Source organism: Cellulosimicrobium sp. XJ-DQ-B-000 (assembly GCF_031119065.1).
GTDB classification, from domain to species: Bacteria; Actinomycetota; Actinomycetes; order Actinomycetales; family Cellulomonadaceae; genus Cellulosimicrobium; species Cellulosimicrobium funkei.
In genome coordinates, this window is sequence record NZ_JAVHYN010000004.1 from 126,645 (window position 1) to 144,848 (window position 18,204).

The following is an 18,204-nucleotide window of genomic DNA, read 5'->3' on the forward strand; positions in this document are numbered from 1 at the left end:
GGCGATGGTCAGGATCGAGGCCATGCACGAGGAGAACGACCCCTCAGAGGAGGAGAAGTGAACGCCGCCGAGCACTACAGCTACCGCGTGTCCTGGTCCGCAGACGACGGAGAGTTCGTCGGTACGGTTCTCGAGCTGCCCTCTCTCTCGTGGCTGGAGCCCGAGTCGGCCGCCGCGTTCGCCGGGATCCGGAAGCTCGCCTCCGAGGTGGTCGAGGACCTCCCAGCCTCTGGCGAAGAGGTCCCCGAGCCCCTGTCCGAGCGCCACTACTCCGGCGAGTTCCGCGTGCGGATCCCCCCGGCCATGCACCGCCGGCTCGTCGAGGAGGCTGCCGCGCAGGGCATCTCCATGAACCGTCTCGCCAACCACAAGCTCTCAGCCTGAGACAGCACGGAGCCCGCGTCCGGAGATCTCGTCTCGTCTCCTCGCGCGGGCTTCGTCATGGCGCTCGGCCGTGATGCCGGGTCACCTCGGCCAAGTCAGCGCCACGACGGCGACCCCCGCCGCGACGGCGAGGGGCGCGAGCACCAGGCCCTGACGGATCACGTGCCACGCGGGCGGCGGCTCCTGCCCGAAGGTGTGACGGCGGTACTGCTGCCACCACAGCACGGTCGCGAGCGACGCCCACGGCGTGATCAGCGGCCCGGCGTCGACCGCGACGAGCAGGGTCGCGAGCCGCTCGACGTCCTCGCCCGCCGCGGGGAGCAGCGCGAGGAACGCGGGCAGGTTGTTCACGAGGTTCGCCGCGACGACGCCCGTCGCGGCGAGGCGGGCGAGGTCGCCCGGCCCGCTCCCCGTGCCCGCGACGGCGGCGAGGAGGTCGCCGAGCCCGTGCGCGTGCCAGGTCTCCACGACCACGAACAGCGCCGCCACGACCACCGCGGACCTCCACGGCAGCATCTCCCGCACCGGCACGAGCGGGCGCACGCGCCGCCACCACGTCGCGAGCGCGAGCACCGCCGCGCCCGCGAGCGCCGTCGGCGCGACGGGCAGTTCGAGCGCGAACGCGACCGCGAGGAGCACGACGACGGCCCCGGTGACCCGCAGGAGCACCCGGTCGGGCGGCGTCGGGCCGGGACCCACGAGGTCGAACCGTCCCCGCAGGTGGCGACCGTGCAGCGCGAGCAGCACGACGACCGTCACCACGAGGACCGCGAGCGCCGGCGCCCACATCACCCCGACGTACCCGGTGCCGAACCGGTCCGCGGCGAGCAGGTTGGTGAGGTTCGAGACCGGCAGGAGGAGCGACGCCGTGTTCGCGAGCGCGAGCACGGTGAGCGCGAGCGGCAGGGGCCTGGTACCCGTGCGCCGGGCGAGGGCGAGCACGACGGGCGTGACGAGCACCGCCGTCGTGTCGAGCGACAGCACGACGGTGCTGGCCGTCGCGAGCAGCACGACGAGCACCCACAGCACGATCCGCCGACCTCGGGCGAGCCGCGCCGCCCGGGCGGCGACGGCGTCGAACAGGCCCGCGCCCGCGCACAGCTCCGCGACGACCGTGATGGCGAGGAGGAACACCAGGACCGGCCCGGTGCGCACGAGCAGGTCGCGCGCGTCCGCCGCGGGGAGCAGACCCGTCGCGGGGAGCGCGACGACGACCACCGCGGCGAGCAGCCACGGCGGCAGACGACGGCGGCGTCGCCGGTGAGCCGTGCCCGCGGCGGCGCCGGAGTCCGCGCCGACATCAGGGGGAGGCTCGGTCGTCACGGCGGTCACTGTACGACCGGTGCACCTCGCTCGGCGGTCGAGGGCTCGTGTCGGCAGCAGTCGCAGGACGGGGCGGCGGCGTCCGTGGGGGCGGCGTGCGCGACGGCGGTCGGGGCGCAGCACGCGTCGCCGCGCCAGGCCTCGACGCCCTCCTTGACCGCGACGGCGGCGATGACGAGCGCGGCGAGCGGGTCGGCCCACGACCACCCGAGGGTCGCGTCGAGGACGAGCCCGACGAGCAGGACCGCCGACAGGTACGTGCACAGCAGCGTCTGCTTCGAGTCCGCGACGGCGGACGCCGAGCCGAGCTCGCTTCCGGTGCGGCGCTCGAACCACGACAGGAACGGCATGACGGCGAGGCTCACCGCGGCGAGCCAGATGCCGACGACCGAGTGCTCGGGTTCCGCCGCGCCGAGCAGCGACCGGACGGCGTCGACGGACACGAACACCGCGAGGCCGAGGAACGAGACCGCGATGACTCGCATCGCGGCCCGCTCGCGCCGGTGGGGGTCGGGCGCCGCGAACTGCCAGGCGACCGCGGCAGCGGAGAGGACCTCGACGAGCGAGTCGAGCCCGAACCCGACGAGGGCGGCCGACGACGCGACCCGTCCTGCCGTGATCGCGACGACGGCCTCCACGGCGTTCCACGCGATCGTCGCGGCGACGACCCACCGCACGCGCCGCTCGAGGACGGCGCGGCGCGCGGCCGTCAGGGCGGGGGCGGACGGCGGTGCGCCGACGGGGACGGAGGTCATGAGCACGTGCACCCGTCGGGGCCGCAGCAGGTCGGGTCGACCTGGACGACGAGCCGCAGCAGGTCGTCGAGCGCGGGCGCGAGGTGCGGGTCGGCGAGGCGGTACCAGGTGCGGCGCCCGTCGGGGATCGCCTCGACGAGCCCGCACCCGCGCAGGCACGCGAGCTGGTTGGACATGACCTGGCGGGAGACGCCGAGCGCGTCGGCGAGGTCGGACGGGTAGGCGGGCGCCTCGCGCAGCGCGAGCAGGACGCGGGCGCGCGTCTCGTCCGACAGGGCGTGCCCCAGCCGCGCGAGCGCGGCGGTGTGGGTGAGGGTGACCGTCTCGACCATGGGTGCGACAGTACACGGACTCGTGTATTCACAAAAGGATGTACCGCGGAGGGGCGCCCGGCGGGCGGGGCGTGGGTGGTCGGCGTGAGGATGGGGCATGCTGCTCGCCGAGGTCGCCGCCACGTCCGACGCCGTCGCCGCCACGCGTTCGCGCCTCGCCAAGCGCGCGGCCATCGCCGACCTGCTGCGGCGCGTCGCGGACGACGCCGAGGCCGGGAGCGCGGAGGTGGAGATCGCCGTCGCGTACCTCGCGGGCGAGCTGCGCCAGCGCCGCACCGGGCTCGGGTGGCGGTCGCTGCGCGACCTCCCCGCCCCTGCCGAGGAACCCGGCCTCACGCTGACCGACGTCGACGCCGCGTTCGCCCGCATGGCGGACCTCTCCGGCCCCGGGTCGTCGACCGCGCGCCAGGCCGAGGCCGCCACCCTGTTCGGCGCCGCGACGGCGCGCGAGCAGTCGCTCCTCGCCGGGCTCGTCTCGGGCGAGCTGCGCCAGGGCGCGCTCGACTCCGTGGTGGTCGACGCCGTCGCCGAGGCGGCGGGCGTCCCCGCCGACGCGGTGCGGCGCGCGGTCATGCTCGCGGGCGCGACCGGGCCGGTCGCCCGCGCGGCGCTCACGGCGGGCGGCCCGGAGGCCGCGACGGAGGCGCTCGCGACGTTCCGGCTCACCGTCGGCCGCCCGGTGCGGCCGATGCTCGCGCAGTCCGCACCCGACGTCGGCGCCGCGCTCGACAAGCTCGGGGCCGCGCCGGGCGGCGAGGACGCGTCGGGCACCGCCGTCGCCGTGGACGTCAAGCTCGACGGCATCCGCATCCAGGTGCACCGCGACGGCGACGACGTGCGCGTCTTCACGCGCTCGCTCGACGACATCACCGAGCGCGTCCCCGAGATCGTCGCGGCCGTGCGGGCGCTCCCCGGCCGGGCGCTCGTCCTCGACGGGGAGGCGCTCGTCGTCGGGCCCGACGGCGTCCCCCGCCCGTTCCAGGAGACCGCCGCCCGCTCCGCGACCCAGGGCGAGCGCAGCGCCGCCGAGGAGGCGGAGCTCGCGGCCTCGCTCGAGCTCTCCCCCTTCTTCTTCGACGTGCTCCACGCCGACGGCCGCGACCTGCTGGACGAGCCGCTGCGCGACCGGCTCGCCGTGCTCGACGACCTGCTCGCCGACCTGCTCGCCGACGCCGCCGGGCCGCTCGCCGTGCGCCGGCTCGTGACCGACGACGCCGCGGCCGCGACCGCGTTCTTCGACGCCGCCGTCGCGGAGGGCCAGGAGGGCGTCGTCGTGAAGTCGCTCGACGCGCCCTACGCGGCCGGGCGGCGTGGTGCGGGCTGGGTGAAGGTCAAGCCGCGGCACACGCTCGACCTCGTCGTGCTCGCCGTCGAGCGGGGCTCCGGCCGGCGCAGCGGGTGGTTGTCGAACATCTGGCTCGGCGCGCGCGACCCCGAGGGCGGGTTCGTCATGCTCGGCAAGACGTTCAAGGGCATGACCGACGAGATGCTCGCGTGGCAGACGCAGCGCTTCCGCGAGCTCCAGACCGCCGACGAGGGGTACGTCGTGCACGTGCGTCCCGAGCAGGTCGTCGAGATCGCGTTCGACGGCCTCCAGCGCTCGACGCGCTACCCCGGCGGTCTCGCGCTGCGCTTCGCGCGCGTCGTCCGGTACCGCGACGACAAGACGGCGGCCGAGGCCGACACGATCGACACGGTCCGCGCTCTCGCACGCCCGCTCGGGGGTGGCGCGGCGGAGGCGCCCGACGCGGAGGGCTGAGCGGGCGGCGCGTCGAGCGCGGCGGGAAGTCGTCCGGCGGTGGGTGCATCCGCGGGCGGCGGTCCGGGTGAAGGAGAGGTGGACGCCGCCCGGCGTCCGACGGCGCACCGCCGTCCCGTGCACGACGAAGGGACTCGACGATGAACCTCCGACGCACGCTCACCGCAGCAGGAGCCGCGCTCCTCGCCCTGACCGCCGCGACCGCACCGGCCGTCGCGGCACCGGCCCCCACGACGGCGCCGCCGACGGGCACCGCGAGCCTCGCCTCCGTGCTCGCGGCCGACGGCGACACGTTCGACCGCAACTGGTACGACTTCGACATCGTCGACCAGGCCGTGGCCGCGGTCCTTGCCGCCAAGCCGGACAGCCCCGTGGCGGTCCTGGCCGACGGCACGGTGCCGCTCACCGCGTTCCTGCCGAACGACCGGGCGTTCCAGCTCCTCGCGTTCGACCTCACGCACCGCTGGCAGCCCACGGAGGAGCGCGTGCTCACCTCGCTCGCCGGGGCGGTCGGCATCGACGCGATCGAGCAGGTGCTGCTCTACCACGTCGTCCCCGGCGCGACGATCGACTCCGGCACCGCGCTGCGGTCCGACGACGCCGTCCTCACCACGGCGCAGGGCGCGACGTTCCGGGTCGACGTGCTGAGCAAGCGCCTCGCCCTGGTCCGCCTCGTCGACCAGGACCGCAACGACCTCGACCCGTTCCTCGTGAAGAGCAAGCTCGACCTCAACAAGGGCAACGTCCAGATCGCGCACGGCATCAGCGCGGTGCTGCGGCCCCAGAACCTCTGACCGGTACCCGTGCCCGGCCCCGCACCGCGGGGCCGGGCACTTTTTTTGATGCGTGTGCATCCAGATCCGCACCTGCGGGGGAAGAGGGGGTGTCAGCAGATCGAGCGCCCGGGACGGACCGGGCTCGACCACCGGAGGACACCATGCACCGCACCGCACGACGCACCGCCGCGCTCGCGGGCGCAGCGACCCTCGTCGCGCTGGGGGCCGTCGCGCTCCCCGCCCAGGCCGCCACCGACGACGGCGCCTCGCTCTCCGTCCTGCACGGCGTGCCGGACACGCCCGTGGACGTCTGGGTGAACGACGAGCTCACCCTCGACGACTTCCAGCCCGGCGACCTCGCGGGTCCGCTCGATCTCCCCGCCGGGACGTACACGGTCGCGATCACGGCGCCCGACGCGACGGACACGAGCTCCCCGGTCATCGGCCCGGTCGACCTCCAGCTCGCGGGCGGCACGAGCTACACCGCCGTCGCGCACCTCGACGCGGGCGGCCAGCCGACCGCGACGCTCTTCACGAACGACACGAAGCCCACGGCCGCGGGCCAGGGCCGGCTCACCGTGCGCCACGTCGCCGCGGCGCCCGCGGTCGACGTCCTCGCCGGCGGGACCGCCGTCGTCACGGGGCTGGAGAACCCGAAGGAGGCCGTGCTCGACCTGCCGGCCGGCACGATCTCGGCGTCCATCGCCGCCGCGGGCACCACGGAGCCCGTGCTCGGCCCGGCCGACCTCACGGTCGCCGAGGGCGTCAACACCATCGCGTACGCGTGGGGCAGCCTCGAGGACGGCAACCTCGCCCTCGCGACGCAGACGGTCGAAGGCCTGCACTCGTCGCCGTCGGGCGTCCCGGCCGGGCTCTCGGGCCTCGCGGCCGACGCGCCGAGCAGCACCGCGACGGGCGTCGCCATCGCGTTCGGTGCGTCGCTGTTCGGCCTGCTGCTCGTCGCGGCCACCTTCATGCTGGCGCGCGCGTGGCGCCAGCAGCACGCGGCCCACGCCGTCCGGAGCGACCGGACGGCATGACGCAGCGCACGACCGCCGGTCCCGCGCGCCCCGCCCGGGGCGCGCGGGCCGGCCTCCGGACCCTCCTGGGGGCGGTGCTCGTCACCGCAGCGGTCGTCGGCGGATGCTCCCTGCCGTCCGCCGACGGGTCTGCCGACGGACTCGGACCGTCGGCCGACCCCCTCCCCACCCCGGCCCCCCACCAGGGCGGGGAGGCGACCGCGGGGACGCCCGGGCCGGCCCGGGACGCACCGGTGCCGGTGCGCCCGGCCCGGGACGTCCCGTCTCCCCCGCCGCCGGCACCCGCACGGGTCGTCGTCGGTGATCTCGGGATCGACCTGCCCGTCGAGCCGGCGGGCGTCGACCCCGAGGGGCGGATGGCGCTGCCGGGCTCCGGCGACGTCGCCGCGTGGTACCGGTTCGGACCGGCCCCGGCGAGCCCCACCGGGACGACCCTGGTCGCGGCCCACGTGGACGACCCGGACGGGGTCGGGCCGTTCGCGCGGCTCCGCGAGATCACGACGGGCGCGAGCGTCGACGTCGTCGACGCGACGGGCACCTCGTACACCTACACAGTGACCGACATCAGGAGCATCGCGAAGCCCGACGTCCCGCTCGACACGCTGTTCGACCGCTCCGGCGAGCGCCGACTCGTGCTCGTGACGTGCGGCGGCCGCTGGGACGCCGAGCGACGCTCGTACTCGGACAACGTGATCGTGACCGCGGTCCCGTCGCGGTGACGGCCCGCACGGGCGCTACGATCGCTGCTACCCGCTCGCCGCTGCCGCTCCGGGCGGTCGGCACCGACCCTCGAGGACCCGCCCTGAACGTGACCGAGACCGGGACCACCGACCCGGACCTGTGGCGCCTCGGCCGCGACTTCGCCGACGGCGACGAGCAGGCGCTCGCCGAGGCCTACCGGCGCTGGTCCGCGCTCGTGCACACGATCGCGCTGCGCTCGCTCGGCACGCGCGCCGACGCCGAGGACGTCACCCAGCAGGTGTTCGTCGCGGCGTGGCGCGGCCGGGGCCGGTTCGACCCCGACCGGGCCCGGCTCCCGGCCTGGCTCGTCGGGATCACGCGGCACACGGTGGCCGACGCGCACGAGGCCCGGTCGCGGGTCCGCCGGTCGGAGGAGGCCGCGGCCACGACCGCCCCGGACCCGGGCCGCGCGGCGAGCGAGGACACCGACGTCGGGCGCGTCGCCGACCGCGTGCTCCTCACCGAGGAGCTGCGACGGCTCGGCGACCCGGGGCGGACGATCCTGGAGCTCGCGTTCTTCCGCGACCTGACGCACGTGCAGATCGCCGAGGAGCTCGGCCTGCCGCTGGGTACGGTCAAGAGCCACGTACGACGAAGCCTGATCCGGCTGCGCGACCGATTGGAGGTGGACGGTGCAGCACATCGATGACGAGACCCTCGCGCTCCTCGCGCTCGGCGAGGACGTGCTCGACGACGACGCGCGCGCGCACCTCTCCTCCTGCCCGGAGTGCGCCGACGCCGTCGCCCGGCTCGCGCGCGTCGTCGACGCGTTCGACGGCGCGGACGCGGCGGACGAGCTCGTCGCCCCCGACGCCGCGGTGTGGTCGCGAATCCAGGCCGAGCTCGGCCTGACGAGCGCCACCGCCGCTCCGCCCGTCGTCGCCCCCGCGGCGGTCACCGACGCTCCGACCGTGCCGACGCTCCCGCGGGACGCGGCCGGGACGGGTGCGGAGGCACCGGACAGCACGACCGGCACGGCCGTCGTCGTGCCGCTCGCGTCGCGGCGCCGGCGGGTCTGGGTCCCGGTCGCGGCGGCGGCCGCCGCCGCGCTCGTCGTCGGCGGCGTGGGCGGCATCCTGTGGGAGCGTCGCGAGGTCGAGCCGCCCGAGACGACGGTCGCGAGCGCGACGCTCGACCCGCTGCCCGACTGGCAGGGCGCGAGCGGCGACGCACGCGTCGAGGAGCGGCCCGACGGGCGGCGCCAGGTCGTCGTGACGGTCGACGCGCCGGTGCCCGACGGCACGTACCGCGAGGTGTGGCTGCTCGCGGAGGACCTGAGCGGCCTCGTGAGCCTCGGCGTGCTCGACGGCACGGAGGGTCGCTTCGACGTGCCTGACGGCCTGGACCTCGCCGAGTTCCCCGTGGTCGACGTCTCCGAGGAGCACTTCGACGGCGACCCGTCCCACTCGGGCGACTCCGTCGTGCGGGGACCGCTCGACGTCTAGGCGCACGGTCGTCACGGCGGGACCGGCGCTCACGCCCGCGCGTACTCCGCGAGCGTGACGCCGGAGCGGAACGTCTGCGTGCCCGTCGATCGCCAGGAGAGGGGCGCGTAGTCCCGCTCGCCGAACAGCGGGACCCCGGCGCCGAGCATCACCGGGTTCACCTTGAGCGCGAGCCGGTCGATCTCGTCGACGAGCACGGCGGCGAGCGCTCCCCCGCCGCACAGCCAGATCCCCCGGCCGTCCTCCCGCTTGAGCGCGCGGACCGTCTCGACCGGGTCGGCGCCGGTGAACAGCACCCCCTCGCTCCCCTCGGGCGCCTCGTGCGTGCGGGTGAAGACGATCTGTCGCAGGTGCCGGTAGGGGTTCGGCAGGTGGTGGTCGGGAAGGCCGACGGCGTAGGTGTTCCAGCCCATGAGGACGGTGTCGAAGGGGCCGTCGGCGACCGGCAGCCCGGCGGCCCCGGCCAGGTCCGTCGGCGCCGTGCCGCGGTACCGGGACCAGATGGGCGCCATGTGGTCGCCCTCGGCGAGGAAGGCGTCGAACTCGCCCCCCGGCCCGGCGATGTACCCGTCGAGGCTCACGGCGACGTAGTAGGTCAGCTCACGCATCATGTCTCCTGACAACTACAGATGAAGTGGTTGGCTGTGAGACTACACCAGGTGCAGTGGTTGCGATAGCCTCGGCGCATGGCGAAGAACACCGCACGGCGCAGCGCCCTGGCGGACGCCGGGATCGCCGTGCTCGCCCGCGAGGGGTCGCGCGGCCTGACGCACCGCGCGATCGACGACGAGGCCGGGGTCCCGACGGGCACGACGTCGAACTACTTCCGGAGCCGAGACGCCCTCGTCGCGGGGCTCTTCGAGCGCATCGGAGAGCGGCTCGCGCCGGCACCCGAGGACCTCGCCCGACGCGCGGCCCAGACGCCCGACCGCGCGCTGTTCGCGGACTACCTCCGCGACATCGTGCGCCGGTTGTCGACCGACGCCGACGTCACCCGAGCCCTGTTCGAGCTGCGGCTCGAGTCCGGCCGTCGGGGCGAGCTCGCGGCCGTGCTCGGCCCGTGGCTGCGCGCGGGATTCGAGGCCGACGTCGCGTTCAACCGGTCGGCCGGCCTGCCCGGCGGACGCCGGGAGATCGCCCTGTTCCACTACGCGATCGACGGGCTGCTCCTCGACCGTCTCACCACGCCGATCGACCCCGACATCCCGACCGACGACGTCGTCGACGCGCTCGTGGCGGGGTTGCTCCCGGAGCGCTGAGCGGCCTCACGCCCACCCCGGACGGCCGCTCCTACGACGCGCGGCGCCCGTCGAGCCGGTCGAGCCAGCCGCGGACGGGCCCGAGCGAGACCAGGCCCGACCCGGCCCCGGCGAGCTCGTCGGGGGTGCGGGCGAGCGCGCGTCGGGCCTGCCCGGCGAGGGAGCGGTCGCCGAGCCGCAGGGCGGTCTCCGCGCGCAGCGCCCACAGCAGCTCGCGCAGGTGGTCGGCGGGCGGCTCAGGCGCCGCGCGCGCGAGCCGGGCGGCGGCGTCGGGGTCGCCCGCGTCGAGCACGAGCAACGGCTCGGCCCACGGCGCGTACGGGCCGAGGTCGGCGGCCTCGATCCCGGCGAGCGGTCGCCCGTGCCGCACGCGCACGGTGAGGAGCGCGAGCGGGAGCAGCCCGTCGCGCACGCCCGGCATGCGCACGCCGGCGAGCCGGTCGTCGGCGGCGCGGTACGCGCGCGCCGCGGCGTCGGGCGGGGCGGTCTCGGCGTCGCGCATCGCCCGGTACCAGGCGGTGAGCATCGGGACCACGGGCGACTCGTAGCCCGCGGCGACGTCCTCGGCCGCGGCGGCGTGGGCGTCGGCGTCGGCGAACCGGCCCGCGCCCGCCGCCGCCTGCATCCGGACGAGGTGGCCGAGGATCGCGAAGGTCGGGAGGTCGTGGTCCTCCGCCAGGGAGACGAGCTCGGCGCCGGTCCGGTCCCGCTCGGGACCCGCGCCCGGCCGCTGGAAGGACTGGAGGAACCGCGCGTTGAGCGCGAGCGCGAGCGTCGCCGGGTCGCCGAGGTCGCGCGCGATCCCGACGGCGTCCTCCGCCGCGGCCCACGCCCACGCGTCGCGCGTCCCGCGGTGCTCGACGCCGACCACCGCGAGCAGACGCGCGCGCAGCACCGGCGCCGCGTCCGGTCCGAGGCGCCCCAGGGTCCGCCGCGCGACGCCGACGAGCGCGTCCGCGGCCGCCGGGTCGTCGCTCCGGGTCCAGACGGCGGGGACGTCGTACGCGGTGACGGTCCGGGCGGCGAGCACCGGGTCGCCGGTCGCCTCGGCCGCGAGCGCCGCGGCGACGCGCTGCTCCTGCGCGGTCGCGAGGTGGTCGCCCCCGGCGACGGCGAGCGTGCGCGCGACGTCGACCGTGGAGCGCAGGTGCGTGCGCGAGCCGGTGGGGGCGGTGACGGCGAGGCGCGGCCCCGGCGTCGGGCCGTCGAGCGACGCCGCGTGGCCGAGCACGTCGCGCTCGAGCCGGACGAGCTCGGGGCCCGGGTCGAGGCCGAGCTCGTCGGCGAGGCGGCGGCGCGCGCGCCGCAGGACGTCGAGCGCGTCCGTCTGCCGCCCGTCGCGGTACAGCGCGAGCGCGAGCAGCGCCCACGCGTGCTCGCGCCACGGGTGCGCGGCGGCGTGCGCGCCGAGCACGACGACCGCCTCCGCGGCCCGGCCCTCGCCGAGCAGCGCGTCCGCGAGCAGCTCGACGGCGCGCGCGTGCACCTCGCCGAGGTGCCGGCGCTCGGCCCGGACCCACTCCCGCTCCGGCAGGTCGGCGTACGGCTCGCCGCGCCAGGCGGCGACGGCGTCCGCCAGCGCGCGCGTCGTGCCCGACGCCGCGTCCCCGGCCCCGGGAGACGCGCTCGGCCGGGCGACGGCCGCCTCCAGGCGCGCCGCGTCGAGCGCGTCGTCCGGGAGCCGCAGCGCGTAGCCGCCGTGCGCGGTGACGAGGACGCGCGGGGGCGTGCGCGGCGCGCGCCCGGGCTCCAGGCGCCGCCGCAGGTCGCCGACGAACGTCGCGAGCGCGCCGCGCCGGTCGCCCGTCCCCGCGCCAGGCTCGTCCCACAGGTCGTCGGCGAGGCGGTCGAACGGCACCGGGCGCCCGCGCGCGGCGGCGAGGCGCGCGAGGAGCTCGCGCTGGCGCGGTCCGCCGGGGTCGACGTCCGCGCCGTCGCGCAGCACGCGGACCGGCCCGAGCACCTCGACGCGCAGCTCCACCACCCCGCCATTGTCGCCGCGCCGGGGCACTGATCGGACGGCACTGATCGGACGCTGATCCGCCGCTCGGAGGATGGCGACGAGCCGGCCGGGCACGACCCGGCACGGCCGAGAACCGCCCCGAGAGAGGACACCCCATGCACATCCCCGGCTTCGAGACCCGCACCGTCGAGGTCGCGCCCGGCGTCGCGCTGCGCGCCGAGACCGCGGGCGAGGGCGCGCCCGTCGTGCTCCTGCACGGCTTCCCGCAGACGCGCCACATGTGGCGGCACGTCGCGACCGACCTCGCGCGCGACCACCGTGTCGTCGTGCCCGACCTGCGCGGCTACGGCGAGAGCGCGAAGCCCGCCTCCACGACGCCCGACGTCTACGCCAAGCGCACCATGGGCGCCGACGTCGTCGCGCTCGCCGACGCGCTCGACGTCGACCGGTTCGTCCTCGTCGGCCACGACCGCGGCGCGCTCGTCGCGTTCCGCGCGGCGCTCGACCACCCCGACCGCGTGAGCCACCTCGGCATCCTCGACGTGGTGCCCACGCTCGACACGTGGGCCGTGCTGCACGGCGTGGACGCGGCCGTCGCGTTCCACCTGTACCTCATGGCGCAGCCTCCGGGCCTGCCGGAGACGATGATCCGCAACAGCGCCGACGCGTTCTTCGGGTCCTTCCTCGACGCGTGGACGCAGGACCCGGCCGCGATCCCCGCCGACGTGCGCGCGCACTACCTCGCGTCGAGCCGCGACGCGGTCGACTCGATCGTGGCCGACTACCGCGCGACCGCGACGATCGACGTCGAGCACGACCAGGCGTCGCTCGACGCGGGCGACCGGCTCGCGATGCCCGTCGCCGTGGTGCAGCAGGACTGGGGCGCGCAGCTCGGGTACGACGCCGCGGGCGTCTGGCGGCGCTGGGCGCCCGACCTCGAGCACCTCACGACGACGGCCGGCCACTTCCTGGCCGAGGAGGCGCCGGGAGACGTGGCCGCGGTCGTCCGGTCGCTCGCGCGGCGCTGACCGCCCGGCCCGGCGCCTACCGCAGGAGGGACACGACGCGCCGGGCCCGGTCCGGGCTCGGCGCGGTGCCCTCCTCGACGACCCGCCGGGCGAGCTCCCGGAGACGCACGTTGCGGTCGTTCGAGACGCGCTTGAGGAGCCCGAACGCCTGCTCCGTCCCCACCCCGAGCGCGGCGGCGACGACTCCCTTGGCCTGCTCGATCGGCCCGCGGCTGCGGGCGGCGGCCGCGATGTCGCGCTCGGCCTGCCGCTCCGCCCGGTCCCGGACGGCGACCGTGACGTCGACGAAGCTGCCCATGAGCTCGACGAGCCGGCCGGTGTCGCGGTCGCGACGGCCGTGCCCGACGAGCACGAGGACCCGCTCCGCGCCGCGCGCGTCCATGATGCGGTGCAGGCTCGAGAACGGCTCCCCGTCGAGGCGGGCCCGCTCCAGCAGGTCGCGGACGCGGTCGCGGTCGTCGGGGTGCTTGTGGGCGAGCACGAGCGACGTCGTCGGCACGACCTCCCCGGGCTCGAAGCCGTGCAGGCGGTACGTCTCCGGCGACCACCACCAGGCGTCGGTCGCGAGGTCGACCCGGAACTGCCCGGGCGTCGTGCCGTCGCCGAGCGAGACAGGGTGCAGCGCTGCAGGGTTCTCCACGGACATGGGTCGTCTCCGTCGTCGTTCAGCGGGGTGGTGAGCCAGGTCCAGACTCGACTCCGGGGACTCTAGCCCGGCGTCGGTTTCCTGCAACCGGTCCGGGGACTGCCCGTGACGGACCGCGTCGGAGCGTCGGCCCGCCGCCGACGAGCGAGTGCGGGGTGCGCTGTCAGACTGACCGTGCGCGAGGTAGGGAGGCACACCGTGGGCGCCGCGCCGGATCTGCTGGAGCTGCTCTCGCGCGCGCTCTCCCGGGCCGACCGCAGCCTGCCCCTGGCCACGCGGTTGTGCCAGGCGTCCGCGACCGTCCTCGGAGCCAGGAGCGCGGCGCTGACGGTCGCGCCGACGGCGGACGACCGGCTCACCGTGTCCACGGCGGACGGCCTCGCGGCCCGGATCGAGGGGCTGGGCGAGGTGATCGGCGAGGGCCCGGTCCAGCGCGCCCTCTCGGAGGACCACATCGTCGTCAGCGGGGCCGACGACGGCCGCGACGAGCACGACTTCCCCGTCTTCTCCCACGCGGTCGAGGCGATCACGGGCCCGGGCGCGTACCACGCCGTGCCGATGCACGCGGGAGGGCGGGTCGTCGGCGTGCTGAGCCTCGTCACCTCCTCCCGGACGCTGGCGCGGGGGCCGGAGGACGTGCAGCTCCTCGCCGACACCATCGGGCTCTCCCTGCTGGGCGACCTGGACTCGTTGGACTGGGCGCCCCGCGCGGAGGTCCACCAGGCGACCGGCATGGTCACCGCCCAGCTCCGCATCCCGCCCGGCGACGCGCTCGCGGTGCTCCGGGCGCACGCCTACGCCCGGTCCACGACGCTCGACGACGTCGCCGAGGAGGTCGTCACGAGGCGGCTCAGCTTCGCCTACGACGAGGAGCACGCCGTCCAGACGCTCCGGACCGACGACGGCTGACCTCAGGCTCTCGACAGCCGCACAGGCCCCGCGCCACCGGTCGCCGTAGGCTCGACGACGTCCCGACCGCCACCCGCCCAGCCCGAGGAGCCCCCGTGCGCGCGACCGTCATCCACGCCCCGTACGACGTCCGCGTGGAGCAGCGCGACGACCCGCGCCTGCTCGCGCCGACCGACGCGATCGTGCGCGTCGAGGCCGCGTGCGTGTGCGGGTCGGACCTGTGGACGTACCGCGGCGTCAACCGGGTCGAGCACCCCGTCGCGATGGGGCACGAGTACGTGGGCACGGTCGAGGAGGTCGGCGCGGACGTGCGGACCGTGCGCCCGGGACAGCTCGTCGTCGGGTCGTTCTTCGCGTCCGACAACACGTGCCCGATCTGCCGGGCCGGGTACCAGACGTCGTGCGTGCACCGGGAGCCCGTGCGCGGCGCCCAGGCCGAGCTGCTGCGCGTCCCGCTCGCGGACGGGACGCTCGTCGCGACGCCGGAACGCCCCGACGACGACCTCCTGCCCGGGCTGCTCACGGCGTCGGACGTGCTGGGGACCGGCTGGTTCGGCGCCCGGGCGGCCGAGGCCGGCCCGGGGAAGACGGTCGTCGTGGTGGGCGACGGCGCCGTCGGGCTGCTCGCGGTCCTCGCCGCCGCGCAGCTCGGCGCCGAGCAGGTGATCGCGATGAGCCGGCACGCGCCGCGCCAGGAGCTCGCGCGCGCGTTCGGCGCGACGGAGGTCGTCGCGGAGCGGGGCGACGAGGGCGTGGAGCGGGTCCGCGAGCTGACCGACGGGCTCGGCGCGCACAGCGTCGTCGAGGCGGTGGGCACGCCGGACTCCATGAGCCAGGCGCTCGGTGCCGTCCGTGCGGGCGGGCACGTCGGGGTCGTCGGGCTGCCGCACGGCGTCGACCTCCCGGCGGTCGACATGTTCTACCGGCACGTGCACTGGTCCGGCGGGCCCGCGCCCGTGCGCCGGTACCTGCCCGAGCTGCTCGACCTCGTGCTGGAACGGCGCATCGACCCCGCGCGCGTGTTCGACCTCGAGCTCTCGCTCGACGACGCGGCCGAGGGCTACGCCGCGATGGACGAGCGGCGCGCGATCAAGGCGCTGCTGCGCCCCTGACGGTGGGCGACCGCGGCTGCTAGGGTGCCCGCGTACCGCATCGCGTGGCGGCCTTCCCAGCTCATCACTTCGCCTGGAGGCAGCCGCATGTCTGCACGTCCCCGTGTCCGGACCTTCCGTCGCGACGACCGCGACCAGCTCACGGACCTCGTCAACTCCCACCTCTCCGCCGTCGTGCCGGGAGCGCGGCTCTCGGTCAACAGCGTGCTCGGGAGCCTGGAGCGCCAGCCCGACGAGCACGTCGTCGACCCGTGGGTCGTCGAGCGCGCGACGTTCGTCGTCGAGTCCCGGCACCGGGTGGTGGGCGCCGCGCACCTGCACCGGTTCACGGCCGGGCCGGAGGCGAGCGACGACTACCGCGACGCCGGCCTCGTGCAGTGGCTCCTCGTCACGCCGCCCGACGACGAGGACCCGGAGCAGTCCACCGAGGCCCGCTCGGCCGCGGACGCGCTGACGGCCGCGTGCCACGCGCAGCTCGCGGCGTGGCAGGTGCGCGTCGCGTACGCGGACGGGCAGCTCCCGTTCGCGGGCGTCTACGGGGTCCCGGAGCAGTGGCCGCACGTCCGCGAGGCCCTGGTGCGCGCGGGCTTCCGTCCCGGAGAGCACGCCGAGACGGTGCTGCTCGCCCCGACCTCGGCGCTCCCCCACGCCCTCCCGGTGCCGGACGACGTCGCCCTGCGGCGCACGCTCGGCCCCGGCGGGGGCGTGCGGTTCACCGCGCACCGCGGCACGGAGACGGCCGCGTACGTCGAGATCGACACGACCCTCGGCCGCGCCGAGCGGCAGGCCGCGACGGGAGGCACCGCCGAGCTGGTGGACCTCTCGCCCGGCCCGGGTGCCGACGACGCCCTGCTGGCCGGGGTGCTGGCCGAGGCCCGGGCGTGGCTCGAGCTCGCCGGGGTGCACCGTGTCCTGGTCGGCACGAACGCGACGGACCACGAGGAGATCGCGCAGCTTCGCGCCTGGGGGTTCCGCGAGCTGACGACCGTGAGCCGCGGCTGGCGGCTGGCGAGGCGGAATGTGGTACGTTAGTACCAGAGTTGCGTCGAGGTAGCTCTGCGGACGAGGGAGCAGTACCCGCACGGACAAGACTGACTCAGAGGGGTTGCTTGTCATGGCTTGGCTCGTCCTGGTCCTCTCGGGCCTGCTCGAGGCGGTGTGGGCCACCGCGCTCGGAGCGTCGGAGAACTTCCGCCGCTGGCGCCCGACCGTCGTCTTCTTCGTCGCCATGTCGCTGAGCATGGTCGGTCTCGCCTGGGCGATGACCACGCTCCCCACCGGGACCGCGTACGCGGTGTGGGTCGGGATCGGCGCGACGCTGACCGTCGTCTGGGGCTTCGTCACGGGCAAGGAGCGCGCCACCGTGGCGCGCGTCGGCCTGCTCGTGCTGCTCGTCGGCTCCGTCATCGGGCTCAAGGCGGTGAGCTGACCGTGCCGTGGATCATCCTGCTCGTCAGCGCCGTCTTCGAGGCCGTCTGGGCGACGGCGCTCGGCAAGTCCGACGGGCTGTCCGTCCTCGGGCCGTCCGTCGTCTTCTTCGTCGCGCTCGCGCTGAGCATGCTCGGCCTCGGCTGGGCGACCAAGCACATCCCGATCGGCACCGCGTACGCGGTGTGGGTCGGGGTCGGCGCGGCGCTCACCGTCACCTACGCCATCCTCACGGGCGACGAGTCCGTGAGCGTGGGCAAGGTGGTCTTCATCGCCGGGATCATCGCGGCGGTGGTGGGCCTCAAGCTCGTGCCGTCGCGCCCGGGGCGGGCGGCCGAGAGGGCTTCCGGCCCGGAGGCCGACGCGTCGGCCGACTCCGCGCAGGCGCCCGCGGGAACGGCCCCGGACCGCCCGTAGCGCGGCGTCGAACCGCTCCGCCGCGCCCCTGAGCACGGGATTCGTCGCTCGGGGGCGCGGTGCGGGAGCATGTGCGCCGGGGCGACGGGGTCATGCAGCGGCCCGGACGCCGCCCTCGAGGCCGCAAGGAGCAGAAGTGAACGGTTCGGCCGACGCCGCCCTCTCGACGTGGGTGCCCTCTCCCGGCGCCGTCGCCGCCGGGGAGTTTCGGTACTACCCGGAGGAGGACCGGTGGTGGTGGTCGGACCCGCTCCTCGAGCTCTTCGGCTACTCCCCCGGTGAGGTCGTCCCCACGACGGAGCTGCTCCTGTGGCACCACCGGGCCACGGGCAAGGACCGTGCGCAGACGCTCACCGCCATCGCGCGCGCCGTGTCCGGCGAGGCGCCGGTGCAGGTGCAGGTCATGCGGGACGCGAGGGGCCGGGAGTGCGCGGTCATCGTGCTCGTCGACGTCGCCTGGACCGACCCGACCGGCGTACCCGTCGCCCGGGGCGTCGTGCTCGACGTGACGAGCGTCGTCGGCGTCGGCGCACGGGCCCAGGCGAACGAGCAGATCGGCCTGTGGGCACAGTCCCGCGCCGCGATCGAGCAGGCCAAGGGCATCATCGCGCTCGCCTACCGCGTCACCCCCGACGCCGCGTTCGCGTCGCTCCGCCGCTCGTCGAGCCTCGCCAACGTCAAGGTGCGCGACATCGCCGAGTCGATCGTCGCCGTCGCGCAGGACCTGCCGGCCGGGGTCGACCCGCGACCGGCGCTCGACCGCGTGCTCGCGGGCGTCCAGGCCGCCTGAGGCGACGCCCGGCCACGACGACGCCCCGGCCCCGCACCGTGTCGGTGCGGGGCCGGGGCTTCCTGTCGAGGACCGGTCGACCGGGGTCGTCGCCGGG

At 76.1% G+C, this 18,204-nt stretch carries 21 protein-coding genes; 15 read left to right on the plus strand and 6 right to left on the minus strand.

Annotation, left to right across the window (positions count from 1 at the left end):
• Window positions 1-57: 57 nt before the first annotated feature.
• A complete protein-coding gene (locus RDI86_RS08375; protein ID WP_308821151.1) occupies window positions 58-384 on the plus strand; it encodes a toxin-antitoxin system HicB family antitoxin in 327 nt (108 codons plus the stop codon).
• Window positions 385-465: 81 nt separating this feature from the next.
• On the opposite strand, the gene RDI86_RS08380 is transcribed toward RDI86_RS08375, so the two are convergent.
• The 3 genes from RDI86_RS08380 to RDI86_RS08390 are packed head-to-tail and all read right to left on the minus strand — an operon-like array spanning window position 466 to window position 2,794.
• Entirely contained in the window at window positions 466-1,707 is a 1,242-nt protein-coding gene (locus RDI86_RS08380; RefSeq protein WP_308821152.1) for an SLC13 family permease, read from the minus strand.
• 5 nt (window positions 1,708-1,712) lie between these two features.
• Window positions 1,713-2,462 carry a cation transporter gene (locus tag RDI86_RS08385; protein ID WP_308821153.1) on the minus strand — a complete coding sequence of 250 codons (750 nt, stop codon included), beginning with the start codon at window positions 2,460-2,462 and terminating at the stop codon, window positions 1,713-1,715.
• On the minus strand, window positions 2,459-2,794 hold the full coding sequence (locus RDI86_RS08390) for a helix-turn-helix transcriptional regulator (protein ID WP_043652840.1): 336 nt from the start codon (window positions 2,792-2,794) through the stop codon (window positions 2,459-2,461). The genes RDI86_RS08385 and RDI86_RS08390 overlap by 4 nt, the downstream gene beginning before the upstream one ends.
• Before the next feature lie 97 nt (window positions 2,795-2,891).
• Here RDI86_RS08390 and RDI86_RS08395 point away from each other — a divergent pair, with 97 nt between their 5' ends.
• The 6 genes from RDI86_RS08395 to RDI86_RS08420 all read left to right on the plus strand — a co-directional run bounded on the left by RDI86_RS08395 (window position 2,892) and on the right by RDI86_RS08420 (window position 8,555).
• Window positions 2,892-4,553 (plus strand): ATP-dependent DNA ligase, encoded by a 1,662-nt coding sequence (locus RDI86_RS08395; RefSeq protein ID WP_308821154.1) that lies wholly within the window; start codon window positions 2,892-2,894, stop codon window positions 4,551-4,553.
• Window positions 4,554-4,693: 140 nt separating this feature from the next.
• Window positions 4,694-5,347: a fasciclin domain-containing protein gene (locus RDI86_RS08400; RefSeq protein ID WP_308821155.1), complete on the plus strand. Its 654-nt coding sequence runs from the start codon at window positions 4,694-4,696 to the stop codon at window positions 5,345-5,347.
• 143 nt (window positions 5,348-5,490) lie between these two features.
• The gene (locus tag RDI86_RS08405; RefSeq protein WP_168944988.1) at window positions 5,491-6,369 is read left to right on the plus strand and encodes a DUF4397 domain-containing protein; all 879 of its coding nucleotides are present in this window, start codon (window positions 5,491-5,493) and stop codon (window positions 6,367-6,369) included.
• Window positions 6,366-7,088 carry a class F sortase gene (locus RDI86_RS08410; RefSeq protein ID WP_076404215.1) on the plus strand — a complete coding sequence of 241 codons (723 nt, stop codon included), beginning with the start codon at window positions 6,366-6,368 and terminating at the stop codon, window positions 7,086-7,088. Before RDI86_RS08405 ends, RDI86_RS08410 begins: the two co-directional genes overlap by 4 nt.
• An 89-nt stretch (window positions 7,089-7,177) precedes the next feature.
• Window positions 7,178-7,759, plus strand: a complete 582-nt coding sequence (locus RDI86_RS08415; RefSeq protein WP_051027776.1) for an RNA polymerase sigma factor — start codon at window positions 7,178-7,180, stop codon at window positions 7,757-7,759.
• The gene (locus RDI86_RS08420) at window positions 7,743-8,555 is read left to right on the plus strand and encodes an anti-sigma factor (RefSeq protein ID WP_251177226.1); all 813 of its coding nucleotides are present in this window, start codon (window positions 7,743-7,745) and stop codon (window positions 8,553-8,555) included. The genes RDI86_RS08415 and RDI86_RS08420 overlap by 17 nt, the downstream gene beginning before the upstream one ends.
• Before the next feature lie 29 nt (window positions 8,556-8,584).
• Here RDI86_RS08420 and RDI86_RS08425 read toward each other — a convergent pair whose 3' ends face one another.
• Complete coding sequence (locus RDI86_RS08425) at window positions 8,585-9,163, minus strand: dihydrofolate reductase family protein (protein WP_175009482.1); 579 nt, start codon at window positions 9,161-9,163, stop codon at window positions 8,585-8,587.
• Window positions 9,164-9,241: 78 nt separating this feature from the next.
• Between RDI86_RS08425 and RDI86_RS08430 the strand changes: the two genes are divergently transcribed.
• On the plus strand, window positions 9,242-9,814 hold the full coding sequence (locus RDI86_RS08430) for a TetR family transcriptional regulator (protein WP_021483352.1): 573 nt from the start codon (window positions 9,242-9,244) through the stop codon (window positions 9,812-9,814).
• Between the two features lie 31 nt (window positions 9,815-9,845).
• Here the strand turns inward: RDI86_RS08430 and RDI86_RS08435 are convergent, their stop codons facing one another.
• On the minus strand, window positions 9,846-11,798 hold the full coding sequence (locus tag RDI86_RS08435; protein ID WP_308821156.1) for a BTAD domain-containing putative transcriptional regulator: 1,953 nt from the start codon (window positions 11,796-11,798) through the stop codon (window positions 9,846-9,848).
• 134 nt (window positions 11,799-11,932) lie between these two features.
• Here RDI86_RS08435 and RDI86_RS08440 point away from each other — a divergent pair, with 134 nt between their 5' ends.
• Window positions 11,933-12,805 (plus strand): alpha/beta hydrolase, encoded by an 873-nt coding sequence (locus tag RDI86_RS08440; protein WP_308821157.1) that lies wholly within the window; start codon window positions 11,933-11,935, stop codon window positions 12,803-12,805.
• Window positions 12,806-12,821: 16 nt separating this feature from the next.
• On the opposite strand, the gene RDI86_RS08445 is transcribed toward RDI86_RS08440, so the two are convergent.
• Complete coding sequence (locus RDI86_RS08445) at window positions 12,822-13,451, minus strand: PAS and ANTAR domain-containing protein (protein WP_308821158.1); 630 nt, start codon at window positions 13,449-13,451, stop codon at window positions 12,822-12,824.
• A gap of 198 nt (window positions 13,452-13,649) precedes the next feature.
• On the opposite strand from RDI86_RS08445, the gene RDI86_RS08450 reads away from it, so the two are divergent.
• The 6 genes from RDI86_RS08450 to RDI86_RS08475 all read left to right on the plus strand — a co-directional run bounded on the left by RDI86_RS08450 (window position 13,650) and on the right by RDI86_RS08475 (window position 18,107).
• Window positions 13,650-14,360, plus strand: coding sequence for a GAF and ANTAR domain-containing protein (locus tag RDI86_RS08450; protein ID WP_076404212.1), 711 nt, complete (start codon window positions 13,650-13,652; stop codon window positions 14,358-14,360).
• Between the two features lie 95 nt (window positions 14,361-14,455).
• Entirely contained in the window at window positions 14,456-15,472 is a 1,017-nt protein-coding gene (locus RDI86_RS08455) for a zinc-binding dehydrogenase (protein ID WP_076404211.1), read from the plus strand.
• A gap of 87 nt (window positions 15,473-15,559) precedes the next feature.
• Window positions 15,560-16,504 carry a hypothetical protein gene (locus tag RDI86_RS08460; RefSeq protein ID WP_308821160.1) on the plus strand — a complete coding sequence of 315 codons (945 nt, stop codon included), beginning with the start codon at window positions 15,560-15,562 and terminating at the stop codon, window positions 16,502-16,504.
• A gap of 82 nt (window positions 16,505-16,586) precedes the next feature.
• On the plus strand, window positions 16,587-16,901 hold the full coding sequence (locus RDI86_RS08465; RefSeq protein ID WP_021482216.1) for a multidrug efflux SMR transporter: 315 nt from the start codon (window positions 16,587-16,589) through the stop codon (window positions 16,899-16,901).
• A gap of 2 nt (window positions 16,902-16,903) precedes the next feature.
• Window positions 16,904-17,317 carry a multidrug efflux SMR transporter gene (locus RDI86_RS08470; protein WP_251177220.1) on the plus strand — a complete coding sequence of 138 codons (414 nt, stop codon included), beginning with the start codon at window positions 16,904-16,906 and terminating at the stop codon, window positions 17,315-17,317.
• 136 nt (window positions 17,318-17,453) lie between these two features.
• Complete coding sequence (locus tag RDI86_RS08475) at window positions 17,454-18,107, plus strand: ANTAR domain-containing protein (protein WP_061268144.1); 654 nt, start codon at window positions 17,454-17,456, stop codon at window positions 18,105-18,107.
• Window positions 18,108-18,204 lie beyond the last annotated feature (97 nt).